Source organism: Clostridium sp. BL-8, from assembly GCF_002006495.1.
Taxonomy (GTDB): domain Bacteria; phylum Bacillota; class Clostridia; order Clostridiales; family Clostridiaceae; genus Clostridium.
The window spans coordinates 45480-60727 of record NZ_LZZL01000002.1 but is presented as its reverse complement, the minus strand read 5'-3'; the positions used below and the strand labels follow the sequence as shown (position 1 = coordinate 60727).

Here is a 15248-nt window from a genome sequence, read left to right as displayed (position 1 = left end):
ATAACAGAGTTTCCTCTCTTTAGACTTCTAATATTTTATTTTATTTTTTTAGAATCCTGCTGATTCTGACTTAGCGCCTGCTTCTTTCATTTCTTGTATTGCTTCTAAATACATACTATTATCTGGAGCAATTTTAGCTGCCTGCTCATAGCAATATAATGCTTTATTTAAATCTTCTAAGTGATAATAACAGGCTGCTAATTTGTTAATCAAATCGCAATTCCTTCTATTAATTTTGAGTGACATTTTGTAGTATCTTACTGCAGTTTTATAATTTATGCTATACTTATCTCTTTCAGTGAACTCTACTATATTTTCTCTTTGTAAATAAATATTTCCTATGCATTCATATGTTGCACAAATCAAATTCATATGTTCTTCTTTTTCTTTCTCCGAAAGATTCTTTTCACCTTTTCTAAGATGATCTAATGCATTATCAACATCATTTAATTCTGCATAAGAAATTCCCATATATATGTGTGTTAATGGATCATTAGTATTATTGCAGTATACTTCAAAAGCCTCAATAGCTTCCTTTGTCTTATTCAATTGTCTGTATATTAAACCTTTTATGTAATATGCATAATAATTTTCTTGATTAAATTCTATTGCTTTTTCTGCAAAATATAAAGCTTTCTCAACTTTTCCTTTATTTAAGTCTCCCATTGCTAATTTATTCAAGACTGATGATAATTGCTTTTCACTTTTTATTTCTCCGCCTGTTGTTTTTATATTATTTTCTTCTAAAAATTTATTAATCTTTCCTTGTATATTTTGATTAGATTCCATATCGTATCCTCACTTTACTTCTTTTTATATTACTTTGTGTAATAATTTTCACATAATGCAATTTATTATATCACATTTAAAACTGAATTTAATATAACTCTAATATTATTTTCCTTTTTCTATCTCTAAAAGTTTTTGTTTTACATCTAGACCGCCTGCATATCCAACCAATTTGCCATTAGCTCCAACAACTCTATGACAAGGAACAATAATAGGTATTGGATTTTTGTTATTAGCCATACCTACAGCGCGAGATGCCTTTTCATTTCCTATTTTTAATGCTATATCTTTGTAACTACAAGTTGTTCCATATGGAATTTCACTTAATGCTTTCCAAACCATCTTTTGAAATTCTGTTCCTTCCATCACAAGCGGTAAATCAAATACTTTTCTTTTACCCGAAAAATATTCTTGAAGTTCTTCATTGGCCTTTTTTAGCAGCGGTGTTTCTATAAACTCTGCATCTTTAGGGATACTATCACCAAAACAAATCTGAGTAACTCCAAAGCCATTTTCGCCAATAACTACATTTCCAATTGAGGTTTTATATAAATACACATTCTTCATAATTGTATCTTCTCCTCTATGAATATTATTTATATATTATTATTTTACTATACCACTTCTATATTTCCTCACAAAATAAAAACTGAAAGTTGTCTGCATTGAAAATCACGTAATTTCTACTGATAAAAATTCATATAATATTCTTCTATATCTTCTGAGCATTAGACTTCCCGCTATTCTGATTCAGCACATAAATAACTTTACTTTTGCTTAGCTATAGTCCCAAAATAATTTTTAGAAATTATATCTTCAGAAATTTTGAATGTATCCTTTAAGTGTTGAACTTCTTTATCATCTTTTGGTGTCCCCATAATCTGGCCCTCATTTAAAATGGTAGCATCTCTATTTGTATTTACTAGTACTCTTCCAACCGAATTATTGTCAAACTCACTTCTATCTGATCCTAACAAGTATAGTATTGTAGGTTTAAAATCTGATTGTCCACCTGCCTTAGATATAACCTCTGGTTTTAAATCTTTAGAATATATTAAAAATGGAATCTGCCTATGATTATCTTTCCACCAATCTCCTTCTAAAGGAGAATTTTGTATATCGTCCTCATAAAATTTATGAACTCCACAGTGATCTCCATAAATCATAACAACAGTATTATCCAATAAATGCTGCTGATCCAATGCTTCCATAAACTTACCAATAGCCTCATCAGTATACCTTACTGATTGGAAATATGCACCTAACATATTATCATCAAGTTCCTTTGGTAATTTTAAATATTTCTTATCTTCTGGCATATCAAATGGCCCATGACTAGTCAATGTTGTCATAAATGCATAGAAAGGCTGTTTCTCACTTGTAAGCTTTTGCGATACCTGCTTTAAATAAGATTCATCTGATAATCCAAGCCCTATTATTTCATCTTGATTGAATTGACTTACATCTAGTATTTGCTCAGCCCCATAAGATTTATGCATTTCTGTCCAGTTCCAATTTCCAGGTAACTCTGCATGAGTAGACATTGTAGTATATCCTTTGCCTTCTAATATATTTTGAAGAGAATCATACTTAGTCCAAGGATATGAAAATACTGTTGCACCTTCTCTTATCGGTAATACAGACGCATTAACCAGCAAGTCACAATCGGAACTTGTCCCGTTATTATTTTGTTCATATATATTATTGAAATATAAGCTGTTTGATAATAATTTATTTAAATTAGGTGTAATTTCCTGTCCATATACTTTTTGGTTAATAACAAAATTTTCTAATGATTCTACTTGTAACGCTATTACATTTTTACCTTTTAGCATTCCTTTATATTCATTATCAGGAATGTCTTCCTTATTATCATTGAACCAATTTTGTATATCTTTTTTATCATCATCAGTTAGTGCTTTATTTTTATCTTTAAAAAAGTTTATATCGAAGCCATGATATCCTAAGGGACTCATATCACTAAAGGTTTGAAACGGAGCCCAAGATTGGCTTAAGAATCTTCTTCCTTGAAGTGTATCTTTAATATCTGCACAATAATGTGCTATTCCAATAATAAAGGCACTTAATAAAAATACAGTTACAGCCTTCAAAGATCTTAAAGATAATCTGCTTCTGTCTTCTTTTACACTTTTAATAGATTTATTAATAACAAAAAGTATAATAAAATCAATAATAAACGATATATCTACTAATCTAATATTAAATAAACTCTTTCCTGTTGGATTAAATATTTCAGGATGTGTAAAATGTCTGATAGACAAAAAGGTACCATTAGCACGATAGTACCATATATCTGCAATAAAAATAATTGTAACTATAGCATCGATTACAAGCGCAGCTCTTAGTCTGCCTTTTTCTTTAAAGAAAAGTATTGGACTGCAAATTAATGTTATAATAGCTATATGTGCCCATAGTACAGGAGGTCCAAAATAAATTCCTCCTATATCAATACTTGATGAATCTGGTGTTCTAAGCATTGATAAAAGTATCATAGATTTAAGTTGAATTACAACTACCATGAATGCAAATAACCAGTTAATATGTATTAATTGTTTTAGTTTTTCTTTCATTTCTTTTTCTCCATTAATTCTCTATTTTTTACTTATATTATTGTAACCCAATCTCATTTTTTTACCAATAGTATTTTTATTAATTTTTTATTACAATAATTAGCCATAATTCCTAAGTTTTCTCGTAAAATCATATTATTAATTCTTCCAACATTTTTATATACAGATAATAATTGAATTTTTGTCCTTGATATCACATATTATACGGGTATATACTATTAAGATAATGAATTTAATTTAAAGGATGGTCAATTTAATGGTTTCAGCTAAAGACAACAACTCTAATTTACTAAAGAATAGCTCACTTCGAAGACTTATGTTAGCACGTGTATCTACTAACTTTTCATATCAGATGTTAACAGTTGCCATAGGATGGCACATGTATTCTCTAACACAATCTGCTTTTTATCTAGGTCTTGTAGGACTAGTTCAATTTTTGCCAATGCTCTTTTTATCACTTTTTGTTGGGCACATATCTGATAAATATGATCGTAGAAAAATAATCTCTTTTAGTCAGATGGCTCAAAGTGCTTTTATATTAATTTTAGCGCTAGGAAACTTCAGTGGATGGATTACTAAGGAAAGATTTCTTATAATCATATTCTTTATTGCCGTTGCCCATTCTTTCGAAGGCCCTCCAATGCAGGCTTTACTCCCTAATATTGTTACGAAGGATATCTTCCCAAGAGCTTCTGCTTTAATGTCCTCTGTTTCAGAGTTTGCAGTTATAGTTGGTCCTGCTTTTGGAGGTATACTTTATTCTTTTGGAGCAACTTTAGTCTATGGCCTTGCTGCTGCTTTATACCTTATATCCAGCATACTTGTATCTCAAATCTCAATGAGAATGGAAGAATCAAAGCATGAGGTAGCAAACATAAAATCACTTTTTGCTGGAATAACTTTTATTAAAAGTAAACCAATTATACTTGGGGCTATTTCCTTAGATTTGTTTGCTGTATTATTCGGAGGAGCTACAGCGCTGCTTCCAATTTACGCCAGCAGTATTTTAATGATAGGTTCCTTTGGTCTTGGAATATTAAGGTCAGCACCTGCCATTGGGGCATTATTAATGTCTGCTTACCTTGCAAGAAATCCATTAAAACATAAGGTTGGAAGAACTATGTTTACAGCAGTAATCTTTTTCGGTTTATCCACTATTGTTTTTGCAGTATCAAAATCTGTTATTCTATCTTTCTTTGCACTTTTTGTGCTAGGTGCTTCTGACGTTGTAAGTGTAGTTATTCGTTCAACTCTTGTGCAGCTTGAAACTCCTGATTACATGAGAGGAAGAGTCAGCTCTGTAAATATGATATTTATAGGTACTTCAAATCAACTTGGAGAATTTGAATCAGGTACTACTGCATCTTTACTTGGAACTGTGCCTGCCGCACTTGTTGGTGGAATAGGAACCATAGTAGTTGTATTACTTTGGATGAAATTATTCCCTTCAATTTTACATGTAGATAAATTTGAAGCTAGCAAAAGCTAGCTTCAAATTCTAATCCTTTTAAATTTCTTCTCCGAAACATATATTCATTTTACATAAGACAACAACTTTTTCTTTATGGTTTATTTATCTACCTTTTGGGCTTTTAATCTGATGCGTACATAGTCTGCATACCAGACTCCATCTTCATACAGAATTGGCTTTAGTTTTTGTATTACTTCATCAATAATTTCATCTACCAGCGCTTCATCTAAACCTTCAAAAGGCAATTTAGCAAACATTTTTATCCATTCTTTCATCCCATCTTCACCATTTAATCTTGTCTTTCGATCAAATAAAACTGCATACAATACTTTTAATCCATGTCTTTCAACAATAGGTGCATATTGACCAATTGTTGGAAAATAGAAAGTACGTTTATAATTTAATCCTCTCTTTTCAAAGGCTTTTTGAATAGCCCCATGAATTGTTTCCGTGCAACCAGCTCCACCGAATTCGCATACTAAATATCCATTAATTTTTAATGCATTTGAAATATTTTGGAGTAAATCCTCCTGATTATCAATCCAATGAAAAACCGCATTAGAGAATATAGCATCCATTGGTTCTTTTAAACTAAACTTCACAGCATCATCTTGTATAAAAGTTAAATTAGGATAATTGCTTTTAGCTACTTTTAACATCTCTCCTGATGCATCGATACCTATCACATTAGCCCCCATATCAGCTATTTTTTTTGTTAATGCACCATTACCGCACCCGAGATCAAGTATATTCATACCACTCTTAATCTCAAGTAAATTGAGTACATCTTCTCCATATTGGTGTACAAATTGAAAATCTTTTGTATAACCATGAGCATTCCATTTAATATTCATAAACATTCCTCCATTTGAAAGCATATTAAAGCATTTAAAAAAACAACCATTAGTCAATTAACCATTTTATTTTTGCATGCCTAAGCTTTAAAAACAATATAACAAAATACTTGTTTTAATTAAAATACATATTATTTATGCTTTATATAATCTGAAGTTATATTAAGCTTCTTATCTATAAAATTTAATCATAGCTCTTATAAATAAAAAAAGCTAAATTTTATTATATACTATAGAGATTTTATGTAAGAATTTTTTGATAAATCCTTAAGTTCTTCTCTCTTTAATATGTATATCTTCCTATTTTCACATTTTATTATTGCTGCTGCCTCTAATTCTTTAAAGGTTCTGCTTAAATGTCTATAAGTTGTACCTAGAAATTGAGAAATTTCTTTATAGGATGAATCTAAAATTATACAATTTTTATTTGTTATGTGCTCAAGTAAATAGCTAGCCAATCTATTAATAAGAGGATATACATAATTATAGGAACTGTTATTTATTGTCCCTTCAAGCTTTTCACTTAAGGAATCTACTAAATGATGGAGAAAATTAGTGTTATTCATATAATGTTTTCTAAGAATAGCTGTTGGTATTGCAATTAAATATGTATTTTCTATAGCCTCAACATTGCATTTTATAGGCTTATTTTTTAAAAATTCTAAATCTCCTATATCAACGAAATCTTTATAAAACTTTAAAAACATTGATTTTCCGTTTTCAAAAAGGTATGATATTTTCACTTTTCCATCTACAAGCATATAATAATATTTCAGTTCTGTTTCTGCTTCTAATATAAGCTCTCCCTTTTCATAAAAATTAAGCTGTACATAATTAACTATATTTTTATCAAAAATTCTTTCTATTTCATACTTAATATAATATTTATATAAGAGATCTTTATCTAATATTTTTTTCATAAATCCTCCTTAAAATACGACATTTGTCCTATATAAACTTGCATAACTATGGTAACTTATATATTAAGCAAAGTAAAGCAGATTATACATTAACTAAGGCACATGAAAATAAATAACAGGTCCAAAGCTGACATGAATATTTTTCATTAGGCAAGGAGGCGAAATCCCTTCATAGCAGGCCTATCATGGAATTTTGCCGACGAAGGATTATGGAAAATAGTCTGGCAGATGGGCTTGTTATTTTTTTGATTGTGCCTAAAACTTAGGAGGCCGTTTATGAAATACGAAATTATACTATTTGATGCAGATGAAACATTATTTGATTTTAAGAAATCTGAAAGACAAGCTCTAAAGAATGCAATTCTTGACTTTAATATAGATTATGATGAAAATTATCATCTGAAAATTTATAATGAAGTAAACACAGCTATATGGAAAGAACTTGAAGAAGGTCTTATTACCCAAGAGAAATTAAAAATTGAAAGATTTAAAAGATTTTCTGACAAATTAAATATAAAATTTGATGAGGTTCTATTTTCAAAATTCTATGGAGAGCATTTAGCTAAAGCGTCATTTCTATATGAAGACAGTATATCCTTAGTAGAAAGTCTCAGCAAAGATTACAAGTTAATCATGGTTACTAATGGTCTTAAATATGTACAAGACAATCGAATAGGTAAATCTTCCATAGCAAAGTTTTTTAAAAATATAATCATCTCTGAAGAGGTAGGTGTATCAAAACCCGACCCCAAAATATTTGAACTAGCAGTAAAAGGTATAAATTACACAGATAAAAGTAAACTCCTTATGATTGGAGACAGCTTAACTTCTGATATACAAGGCGGAATTAATTTTAATATTGATACATGTTGGTATAATCAAAAAAAACTTGTAAATAAAACTAACTTCATACCAACCTATGAAATATTTAATCTGCTGGATCTTAAAAATATACTTAATTAAATTTATATGGCATTAACTATAGTATTTTTTTAATTTATGTTAATACGTCGCTTTTGATTCTTATTTTCCAGCTTCAGACCTACTTTCCACGAACAAAACCTTTTAATGTATCATTTATTTTTTGTAAAATTTTCAATACAAATTTTAAGATATATGGTAAAAAGAATGATGTAAGTAACACTAAACCAGCTAAAATCAATATATTATAATTTATAGGTTGTCCTAGCTTAACCTGATATAAGTGTATTGCTCCTGCAGATATAGACCCAACGATTAATATTTTAGTTGCTATCCATGAAATTATATTTATAATCTGGAGTAATAATATTATTACTGATAATACTGCTATTACTGGTAAAGCTAGTATTTTAAAGGGCAGCATAAGCAAATTTAATACTGATTTATTATTATTTTTAGATTTTTTTTCAGCTATTTTTTGACTTCTGCCCTTTTTTTCTTTCTCACCATTTAATTTATTTTTCTTATCTTCTTTTTTTAAAACCCCATCTTTGGTAAAAGTCTCATTTCTTCCACCAGCTCTTCTATCTTTCCTCTTATAATCATTTACATTTAAATAATTGGGACTTTTATTATTATCCTCTAATTCTTTTTGCACTTCCTGTGGATTTATAATTAATGTTGCATTTTCATCCTTTAATATATTTTTTTCCATGCTATTTAAAGCTTCATATGCCTCATCAAATGTCTTTAAAAATTGCTTAAGCCGTTTTTCATTGACTACTTCTTCTTTTATGTTCTTTACCTGTTTTTCATAAGCTTCTTTTATTTCTTCTTTTGATGCATTTTTATCTACACCTAATAATTCATAATAATCTGTCATGTCTTCACTCCATCTAATTAAATTAAGTAATAGTCTTATCTTAATTGTTACCATTTTACTTATTAAAATATTATACCGAAAATAAAATTAATTTACAGTATTGCTTTCAAATTATACTATTACAAATTTACTTTTACAAGGAATAAAACAATGTAACCGTTATATTTAAATTTTGTAACTAAACTGTAACATTTTCGTCACTTGGCTGACAAAATTAAAACTTATTATAAGTACATAAATACAATATTCTTAAAATTGATAATAAAGTACGTCAAGTTAAGGAGCGAATCACATGACTATTGTAAAAAACATTTACAACACCTTTATTCATAATACAAACTATAAAAATTTTATACGGTTTTGTTGTGTTGGATGCTTAAACACTATGTTTGACTTTGGAGTATTTTCCTTGCTAAATAGTTTTTTTGGTATTAACTATGTTATAAGTCAGGTAGTCTCTTATTCCAGTGGTACCTTAAACAGTTATCTCTGTAACAAGTTTTGGACATTCAATGATGCAAAAACAAATAAGAAGACGACAAAGGAAATTATTCAGTTTATTGTTGTTAATTCAGCTTCACTAGGTGTAAGTTTAGTTGGCTTAAGTATATTAATGAAAGATAATTCTATAAATCCTTTTATATCAAAAATTGCTGCAATGATACTAGCTCAAGTAGTTAATTTTTTAGGTTATAGATTTTGGGTCTTTGGGAAATCTAAAAATTTAAAAGCCTGTACTAACAATTTAACCTGATCATTATAAAAACTGTATATCTTTAATTTAGGAGGAAATTATTGTGACAGAAAAATTGAAACATAAAACGGAAAACTTTGGGATAGGAATAATTTTATTGTTATCTATAATATTAAACTTTGCAAATTTAGGTATAGAAGGAAATGCTAATACTTATTACTCTGCAGGTGTAAAGAGTATGATGATGAGCCTTAAAAATTTCTTTTTTGTATCTTCTGACCCTTCTGGTTTTGTAACTATCGATAAACCACCAGTAGGTTTTTGGCTTCAGACTATATCTGCAAAAATATTTGGCTTTAGCGGATGGAGCGTTATCCTTCCACAAGCACTTGCTGGAGTAATTTCTGTATGGATAATTTATTATCTTGTAAAGAGATCTTTTGGAACTTTAGCTGCATTAGTTGCAGCATTGTGCCTTGCAACTACTCCTATTTTTGTAGCAGCAGGTAGAAATAATACAATTGATAATCTACTTGTTTTATGTCTATTACTTGCATGCGTCGCTATTTCTCGAGGCGCTGAAGAAGGTAAATTTAAATATCTTATATTAAGCTTGGTACTAGTAGGTATTGGCTTTAATATAAAAATGGTTGAGGCTTATATGTTGGCTCCCGCAATCTTTATAACATATTTTCTTTCAACCACAATACCTTATAAAACTAAAATTAAACATCTTTTTGCTGGTGGAATAATTCTTCTTGTAGTATCTCTTTCATGGGCTTTAATTGTAGATTTAGTACCAGCAAGTGATAGACCTTTTATTGGCAGTAGCACCGACAATTCTGTTATGGAGCTAATTATAGGTCATAACGGTTTAGAAAGAATAGGTCTAGGTGGAAGAAATGCTCATAAAGGTACTGATGATCAATCACAAAAATCAAAAAATCAGGACAATACCAAACAAGATCAAGACCATGCTTCAGGTAATAAGGAGCTAGCATTACAAAATCAAGATTATGGATCACTAAATCAAAATCGTGCACCACAAAGTCATGATGGTTCATCACAAGATTATTCTGGTACATCGCCCGATCAAATGCCAGCAGGTAGAGGCGGTATGGGAAACAATTCAAAAACTGGTATTACAAGGTTATTTACTTATAACAATTTATCAGATCAAATATCTTGGCTTTTACCATTTGCCATAATCGGGGCCATAATTGTAGCACTAGAAGAAAAGGTTAGATTATTCCGCTTTGATAATAAAAGAAAGCTATCATTACTATTATGGTTTACATGGTTATTGCCTGAATTTATATACTTCAGTTTTTCAAAAAATGTAACTCATACGTATTACTTAACAACAATGGCTCCATCCATTGCAGCTTTAACCGGAATTGGACTTTCAGCCATGTGGAAACTTTATAATGAAGCAGGCTTAAAAAAATTGATTTTACCAGCAGTATTTGTTGTAAATGGGCTTATAGAAATACTTATTCTATCTCCTAATTATAAAACTTCAAATGGCTATAAAATTACACTTATAACAACAGGAATTTTATGCATAGGGGCATCTATAGCATTGATTATAAATGCTATCATAAGAAGAAAAATTTCTATTCAGCCTGAAAAAACATTTGGAAAAAAATTAAATATAGTACTGACTAGTATTGCTTTTATCGGCATCTTAACTGCACCTTTTGTTTGGTCTTCTACTACTCTATTTTATCCAATGAATGGAAGTAGTCCTGCTGCGGGCTTGGAACTTGCATCAGGGCACCAAAATAGGAATTTCGGTAACAGCAGCAATACAAAGCTAATACAATTTTTAGAAAACAACAAACAAAATGAAAAATACCTTGTTGCAGTCCCTTCTGCAATGACTTATGCTTCTGATTTAATACTTAAGACCGGTGAACCTGTTATGACTATTGGTGGATTTAGCGGATCAGATCAAATAATCTCCCTAGAAGAATTTAGGCAATTAGTTGCTGACGGTTCTATAAGATATGCACTAATTAATGATGGAAATCGTATGGGAGGGGGCTTTGGAGGTTCTAATTCAAATAGCCAAATTACAAACTGGATTGCTGAAAATGGAAAGCTTGTTCCAGATAGTGAGTGGAAAGATTCAACTACTTCAGATATACAAAACAATAATCAAAAATTCGGAGGTTTTGGCGGTGAAGCTGGATCAACTAAACTATATGATTTAAGCGGACAATTTGAAACTTCATCTATCAATTAACTTAATTTAATAGAAACATTTAAATACACAAAAAACACGAAAATATTGTATTTTCAATTGGAGGCAATTTTATGAACGATACATTATACCTAGTAATTCCCTGTTATAACGAAGAAGAGGTTTTACATGAAACAGCTAAAAGATTAATAAAAAAAGTTACTACTTTGATGAAGAATGAAGTTATCTCTAAAGATAGTAAAATCCTTTTCGTTAATGATGGTTCAAAAGATAAAACTTGGAATATAATAGAAGAGCTCCATAATCAAAATAATATATTTTCTGGTGTTAATCTTTCTAGAAATAGAGGACATCAAAATGCATTACTTGCTGGACTTATGACCGCTAAAGAATTTGCAGATATGACCATATCACTAGATGCAGATCTTCAAGACGATGTGGATGTTATAGATAAATTTGTGGAACAATACTATGACGGAAGCGATATTGTTTATGGCGTAAGGTCCTCAAGAGAAACAGATACATTTTTTAAAAGAACAACAGCCTTAACTTTTTATAAATTAATGAATAAACTTGGCGTTGATTCTGTTTATAATCATGCTGACTATCGTCTTATGAGTAGACGTGCTTTAGACGGTTTAAGTCAGTTTAAAGAAGTAAATTTATTTCTCAGAGGTATAGTCCCTTTAATTGGATACAAGTCTTCTATAGTAGAATATGAACGCCATGAAAGATTTGCAGGAGAATCTAAATATCCATTAAAGAAAATGCTCGCTTTTGCTTTAGATGGAATTACCTCTTTAAGCATAAAGCCTATAAGACTAATTACTCTTCTTGGATTTTTCATAGTCTTATTTAGCTTTATAGCTTTGAGTTATACTTTTATAGTTAAATTTTTCGGTGAAACTGTGCCTGGCTGGACTTCCCTAGCTCTTTCTATTTGGCTTCTTGGCGGTATTCAGCTTTTATCCCTTGGAGTTATAGGCGAATATATTGGTAAAATATATAATGAGACTAAGCAAAGGCCAAGATATATCATTTCCGACAAGTTAATTACTAAGGATCAAACAAATATACTATAGGCTGCTACCAATAAGCTAATATACTTGTAAATAATATAATAAAAAAACTATAGGCATGAGCTTTAAATTATATAGGGTTCATGTCCATTTTGTTCCCTGCTGAACTTTTTATAATAGTTCCGAATATAATAGTTTAAATACCCTTTTAAAATTTTCCTTTTAGAAAATTAAAATTATACCAAAGATTAAAAAAGGAGGTGCTATACCATGGGGAATAGCATTAATACCATGTATCCTAAAGCGCCTAATTCTCTAATTATAAAGAGTAGTAACGGAGGCTTCATCGATCTTGAAAATATAAATTACCAGAACATTGTTGTAGCCTTAGACGTTGATTTTAATAACAGAAACTTATCAAATGTTAAGTTAGATTTCATTTGCAATCTATATGTTAATCTTGCAGCAAACGACTGGATTGAATTTGTTCTTTCATTATATCGATATAAGAATGAGGAAAATTTTGAACTATTAACCTCAGTTCCTTATAAGATAATTTTAGGTGAAGAAGTTCCTGAAGACGGAACTTTGGTAAATATATCTTTAGAAAAAAATGATTTTATTACTTTTAGCTATTTTGATAGCAATGCAGTGCCTAAAAAATATAGATATGTAGTTAAGGTTGAGCTTAACTATATAAGCGTTGAAGCAGCTCAAATTCAATCAAGTACTCTCAGCCTTATTGCTCAATAAAATTATACTCATATACTTTTTCCTTCAATTAATGCATTGATAAAGTATATGAGTATTTTTTAGTTATATAATTTATATAATATTTCAGTAAAATGTTGAACATGTGTTGCAGTAGCTATTTCTGGCTGCAAACTGAGCTTATGAGTTTTTGGGTTAATTTGCATTACAAAATGACCATACACTATTTCTATTACTTTACTAGGACTGTATTTATAGCTTAAAAACTCACTATATTTATTACTTGTCACAGGATTCCCGTTCTTATCCTTATAAGTGAAAGAAACAAATGAGCCATTATGAGTATCATAATTTTTGCTTCCCTTTTTTATTCCATAATAGCAAAATACATTTTTACTATCGATTATTTTAGCGTTTATAATTGGACGATGATGATACTTGGTTTTAAATTTATTGTGATAAAAATAACTTACATTATAAAAATAATAGGTATCAAATTTGAAAGGTGTACCATTTGCATCAATACAATGATTTACTATATATCCTGGACCATCATTACCTACTATTTTACCATTGTGGATTTTTACATCTCCACCTTCCTTATATAAAACACCTATTTCCTTTCCATAATCGCTCTTCTTAAATACACTATTGGAACTCGCCGCTCCTACTTGAAGCTGTTCTAACTCCTCAGTTTTATCTTCCTTATTTTTTTCTTGCTCCTCCATGATAATTTATCTCCTCATTATGAATTTCTTACTGTACATGATATTCATTGATAAGGAGACCTGTACCAAACTAAAGGATTAATCAAACTAGCTTAGGAAGAGTAGTTGCTCCATGAGGCATAAGGTTTACTTTAAGATTTTTATTTTCGCCTTCATAAGAAATTTTAAGTGCATCTTCCAAGGTTTTAGTCAAAATAATTTTTGTATTCTTAAGTAAAACCGGATCAATTTCTGAAACTAAAATTAATTTATACTTTTCACCAGTCTCACAGAAGAAGTATCCAACAAATTTAGAAATAGTATAATGTTCTCTAAGATCCTTTTCTCTATCAAGCATATTATCAAAATTAAGTATCATATCCTTAATATCTTTAATTTCTCCTATTCCTTCACTACACTGAGCTAGTATTATAATAGTACCTCCATCAACTACTGCCTCTTTTGCATTTATTAAAGTTTTTATAGATTGATAAAGATTTATATCCTTTGGCGCCCCTCCTGCACTTGCAATGACTATATCAGATTTCTTCTTTATATTAACACCATCAATACTGTCTACTAATTTTCTTCCCGCTTCATGAGCCGTTATATAATTTCCTGAAACTGCGCCAGCTATATTACCATCTGGTCCCATTATTACATTAAACATAAAAGATGGTTTCACCATAGCAGCTGCCTGCATCATATCATCATGTATAGGATTTTCTATAATATTACCTGAACATACCTTTTCTCTTGTTCCACTTCCAAGTCCTTCATTTAAAGAAAGTGAATGATTCATGGATATTGTCTTAAATGACGAAATCCCAGGAAGTATTGACTTTTTCCCTCCTGACCAACCTACAAGGAAATGATAAACAATCGCTCCTGTAATAACTATATGATCACAGTTAACAGCTTTTTTATTTACTATAACAGGTGTTCCATAGGTTGTATCCCCTAGATATACCATATTCTCTTCATCAAAACAATCATGATCATAGACTTCAAACCTTTTTGAAAGCTTTTCCCCAAGAAGTATTTTATGTTCTTCCCTTGTTTGTTTTCTATGTGTGCCCTGAGCACATAGAAATACAATATCTTCATCCTTAACTCCGCCTGCATTTAATTCCTCTACAATTTTATATAAAAATTTATGCGGCTTTTGCCAGCTTCTTGTAATATCTGAAATTATTATACAAACAGTCTCCCCTTCATGCACTATATCTTTAAGTCTATTGCTGTCAATAGGATTGTATAGCGCTTCTGAAATAATCTCATCCTCTGTCTTATCTTTTTTAAATGCATTGCTTTCAATTACTTCAAGAATATTTTTTTCCTCAATAAAAGCTTTCATATACCCTTGTCCATATTTCATATTAATTTCTTTCATTCATAGCCCTCCAATAATCAAATTATCACTTTTTTTAAATATATATTGATAATTTTATAAGTTTTTTTGCTTATTTTTAATATAATACA

The 15248-nt window shown here is 29.9% G+C and carries 14 protein-coding genes; 6 read left to right on the top strand and 8 right to left on the bottom strand.

Going from position 1 to position 15248, the window contains the following annotated elements:
* Positions 1–48 precede the first annotated feature (48 nt).
* The 3 genes from CLOBL_RS00615 to CLOBL_RS00605 form a co-directional block, all read right to left on the bottom strand.
* On the bottom strand, positions 49–789 hold the full coding sequence (locus CLOBL_RS00615; protein ID WP_077857218.1) for a tetratricopeptide repeat protein: 741 nt from the start codon (positions 787–789) through the stop codon (positions 49–51).
* Positions 790–894: 105 nt separating this feature from the next.
* The gene (locus CLOBL_RS00610; RefSeq protein WP_077857217.1) at positions 895–1356 is read right to left on the bottom strand and encodes a methylated-DNA--[protein]-cysteine S-methyltransferase; all 462 of its coding nucleotides are present in this window, start codon (positions 1354–1356) and stop codon (positions 895–897) included.
* A gap of 200 nt (positions 1357–1556) precedes the next feature.
* Positions 1557–3380: an LTA synthase family protein gene (locus CLOBL_RS00605; RefSeq protein WP_077857216.1), complete on the bottom strand. Its 1824-nt coding sequence runs from the start codon at positions 3378–3380 to the stop codon at positions 1557–1559.
* Between the two features lie 256 nt (positions 3381–3636).
* On the opposite strand from CLOBL_RS00605, the gene CLOBL_RS00600 reads away from it, so the two are divergent.
* Complete coding sequence (locus CLOBL_RS00600) at positions 3637–4869, top strand: MFS transporter (protein ID WP_077857215.1); 1233 nt, start codon at positions 3637–3639, stop codon at positions 4867–4869.
* An 80-nt stretch (positions 4870–4949) separates the two neighbouring features.
* Here CLOBL_RS00600 and CLOBL_RS00595 read toward each other — a convergent pair whose 3' ends face one another.
* Positions 4950–5705, bottom strand: a complete 756-nt coding sequence (locus CLOBL_RS00595) for a class I SAM-dependent methyltransferase (RefSeq protein ID WP_077857214.1) — start codon at positions 5703–5705, stop codon at positions 4950–4952.
* Between the two features lie 230 nt (positions 5706–5935).
* Positions 5936–6625 carry a helix-turn-helix domain-containing protein gene (locus tag CLOBL_RS00590; RefSeq protein ID WP_077857213.1) on the bottom strand — a complete coding sequence of 230 codons (690 nt, stop codon included), beginning with the start codon at positions 6623–6625 and terminating at the stop codon, positions 5936–5938.
* A gap of 276 nt (positions 6626–6901) precedes the next feature.
* Between CLOBL_RS00590 and CLOBL_RS00585 the strand changes: the two genes are divergently transcribed.
* Positions 6902–7588: a YjjG family noncanonical pyrimidine nucleotidase gene (locus CLOBL_RS00585; RefSeq protein ID WP_077857212.1), complete on the top strand. Its 687-nt coding sequence runs from the start codon at positions 6902–6904 to the stop codon at positions 7586–7588.
* 79 nt (positions 7589–7667) lie between these two features.
* Here the strand turns inward: CLOBL_RS00585 and CLOBL_RS00580 are convergent, their stop codons facing one another.
* Positions 7668–8429 (bottom strand): DnaJ domain-containing protein, encoded by a 762-nt coding sequence (locus CLOBL_RS00580; RefSeq protein ID WP_077857211.1) that lies wholly within the window; start codon positions 8427–8429, stop codon positions 7668–7670.
* 292 nt (positions 8430–8721) lie between these two features.
* Here CLOBL_RS00580 and CLOBL_RS00575 point away from each other — a divergent pair, with 292 nt between their 5' ends.
* The 4 genes from CLOBL_RS00575 (at position 8722) to CLOBL_RS00560 (ending at position 13101) form a co-directional block, all read left to right on the top strand.
* Positions 8722–9183: a GtrA family protein gene (locus tag CLOBL_RS00575; protein ID WP_077857210.1), complete on the top strand. Its 462-nt coding sequence runs from the start codon at positions 8722–8724 to the stop codon at positions 9181–9183.
* 43 nt (positions 9184–9226) lie between these two features.
* Positions 9227–11371 carry a glycosyltransferase family 39 protein gene (locus CLOBL_RS00570; RefSeq protein WP_077857209.1) on the top strand — a complete coding sequence of 715 codons (2145 nt, stop codon included), beginning with the start codon at positions 9227–9229 and terminating at the stop codon, positions 11369–11371.
* A 71-nt stretch (positions 11372–11442) separates the two neighbouring features.
* The gene (locus tag CLOBL_RS00565; protein ID WP_077857208.1) at positions 11443–12411 is read left to right on the top strand and encodes a glycosyltransferase family 2 protein; all 969 of its coding nucleotides are present in this window, start codon (positions 11443–11445) and stop codon (positions 12409–12411) included.
* 207 nt (positions 12412–12618) lie between these two features.
* Complete coding sequence (locus CLOBL_RS00560; RefSeq protein ID WP_077857207.1) at positions 12619–13101, top strand: hypothetical protein; 483 nt, start codon at positions 12619–12621, stop codon at positions 13099–13101.
* Between the two features lie 59 nt (positions 13102–13160).
* Here the strand turns inward: CLOBL_RS00560 and CLOBL_RS00555 are convergent, their stop codons facing one another.
* Together CLOBL_RS00555 and larA are read right to left on the bottom strand one after the other, a co-directional pair.
* Positions 13161–13787, bottom strand: coding sequence for a hypothetical protein (locus tag CLOBL_RS00555; protein WP_077857206.1), 627 nt, complete (start codon positions 13785–13787; stop codon positions 13161–13163).
* A gap of 82 nt (positions 13788–13869) precedes the next feature.
* Positions 13870–15159: a nickel-dependent lactate racemase gene (larA, locus tag CLOBL_RS00550; RefSeq protein WP_077857205.1), complete on the bottom strand. Its 1290-nt coding sequence runs from the start codon at positions 15157–15159 to the stop codon at positions 13870–13872.
* Between the last annotated feature and the right edge of the window lie 89 nt (positions 15160–15248).

Bases quoted from the DNA above. Each gene is read 5' to 3' on its own strand.
- CLOBL_RS00615 (WP_077857218.1), bottom strand. From the start codon at position 789: ATGGAATCTAATCAAAATATACAAGGAAAGATTAATAAATTTTTAGAA.
- CLOBL_RS00610 (WP_077857217.1), bottom strand. From the start codon at position 1,356: ATGAAGAATGTGTATTTATATAAAACCTCAATTGGAAATGTAGTTATT.
- CLOBL_RS00605 (WP_077857216.1), bottom strand. From the start codon at position 3,380: ATGAAAGAAAAACTAAAACAATTAATACATATTAACTGGTTATTTGCA.
- CLOBL_RS00600 (WP_077857215.1), top strand. From the start codon at position 3,637: ATGGTTTCAGCTAAAGACAACAACTCTAATTTACTAAAGAATAGCTCA.
- CLOBL_RS00595 (WP_077857214.1), bottom strand. From the start codon at position 5,705: ATGAATATTAAATGGAATGCTCATGGTTATACAAAAGATTTTCAATTT.
- CLOBL_RS00590 (WP_077857213.1), bottom strand. From the start codon at position 6,625: ATGAAAAAAATATTAGATAAAGATCTCTTATATAAATATTATATTAAG.
- CLOBL_RS00585 (WP_077857212.1), top strand. From the start codon at position 6,902: ATGAAATACGAAATTATACTATTTGATGCAGATGAAACATTATTTGAT.
- CLOBL_RS00580 (WP_077857211.1), bottom strand. From the start codon at position 8,429: ATGACAGATTATTATGAATTATTAGGTGTAGATAAAAATGCATCAAAA.
- CLOBL_RS00575 (WP_077857210.1), top strand. From the start codon at position 8,722: ATGACTATTGTAAAAAACATTTACAACACCTTTATTCATAATACAAAC.
- CLOBL_RS00565 (WP_077857208.1), top strand. From the start codon at position 11,443: ATGAACGATACATTATACCTAGTAATTCCCTGTTATAACGAAGAAGAG.
- CLOBL_RS00560 (WP_077857207.1), top strand. From the start codon at position 12,619: ATGGGGAATAGCATTAATACCATGTATCCTAAAGCGCCTAATTCTCTA.
- CLOBL_RS00555 (WP_077857206.1), bottom strand. From the start codon at position 13,787: ATGGAGGAGCAAGAAAAAAATAAGGAAGATAAAACTGAGGAGTTAGAA.
- larA (WP_077857205.1), bottom strand. From the start codon at position 15,159: ATGAAAGAAATTAATATGAAATATGGACAAGGGTATATGAAAGCTTTT.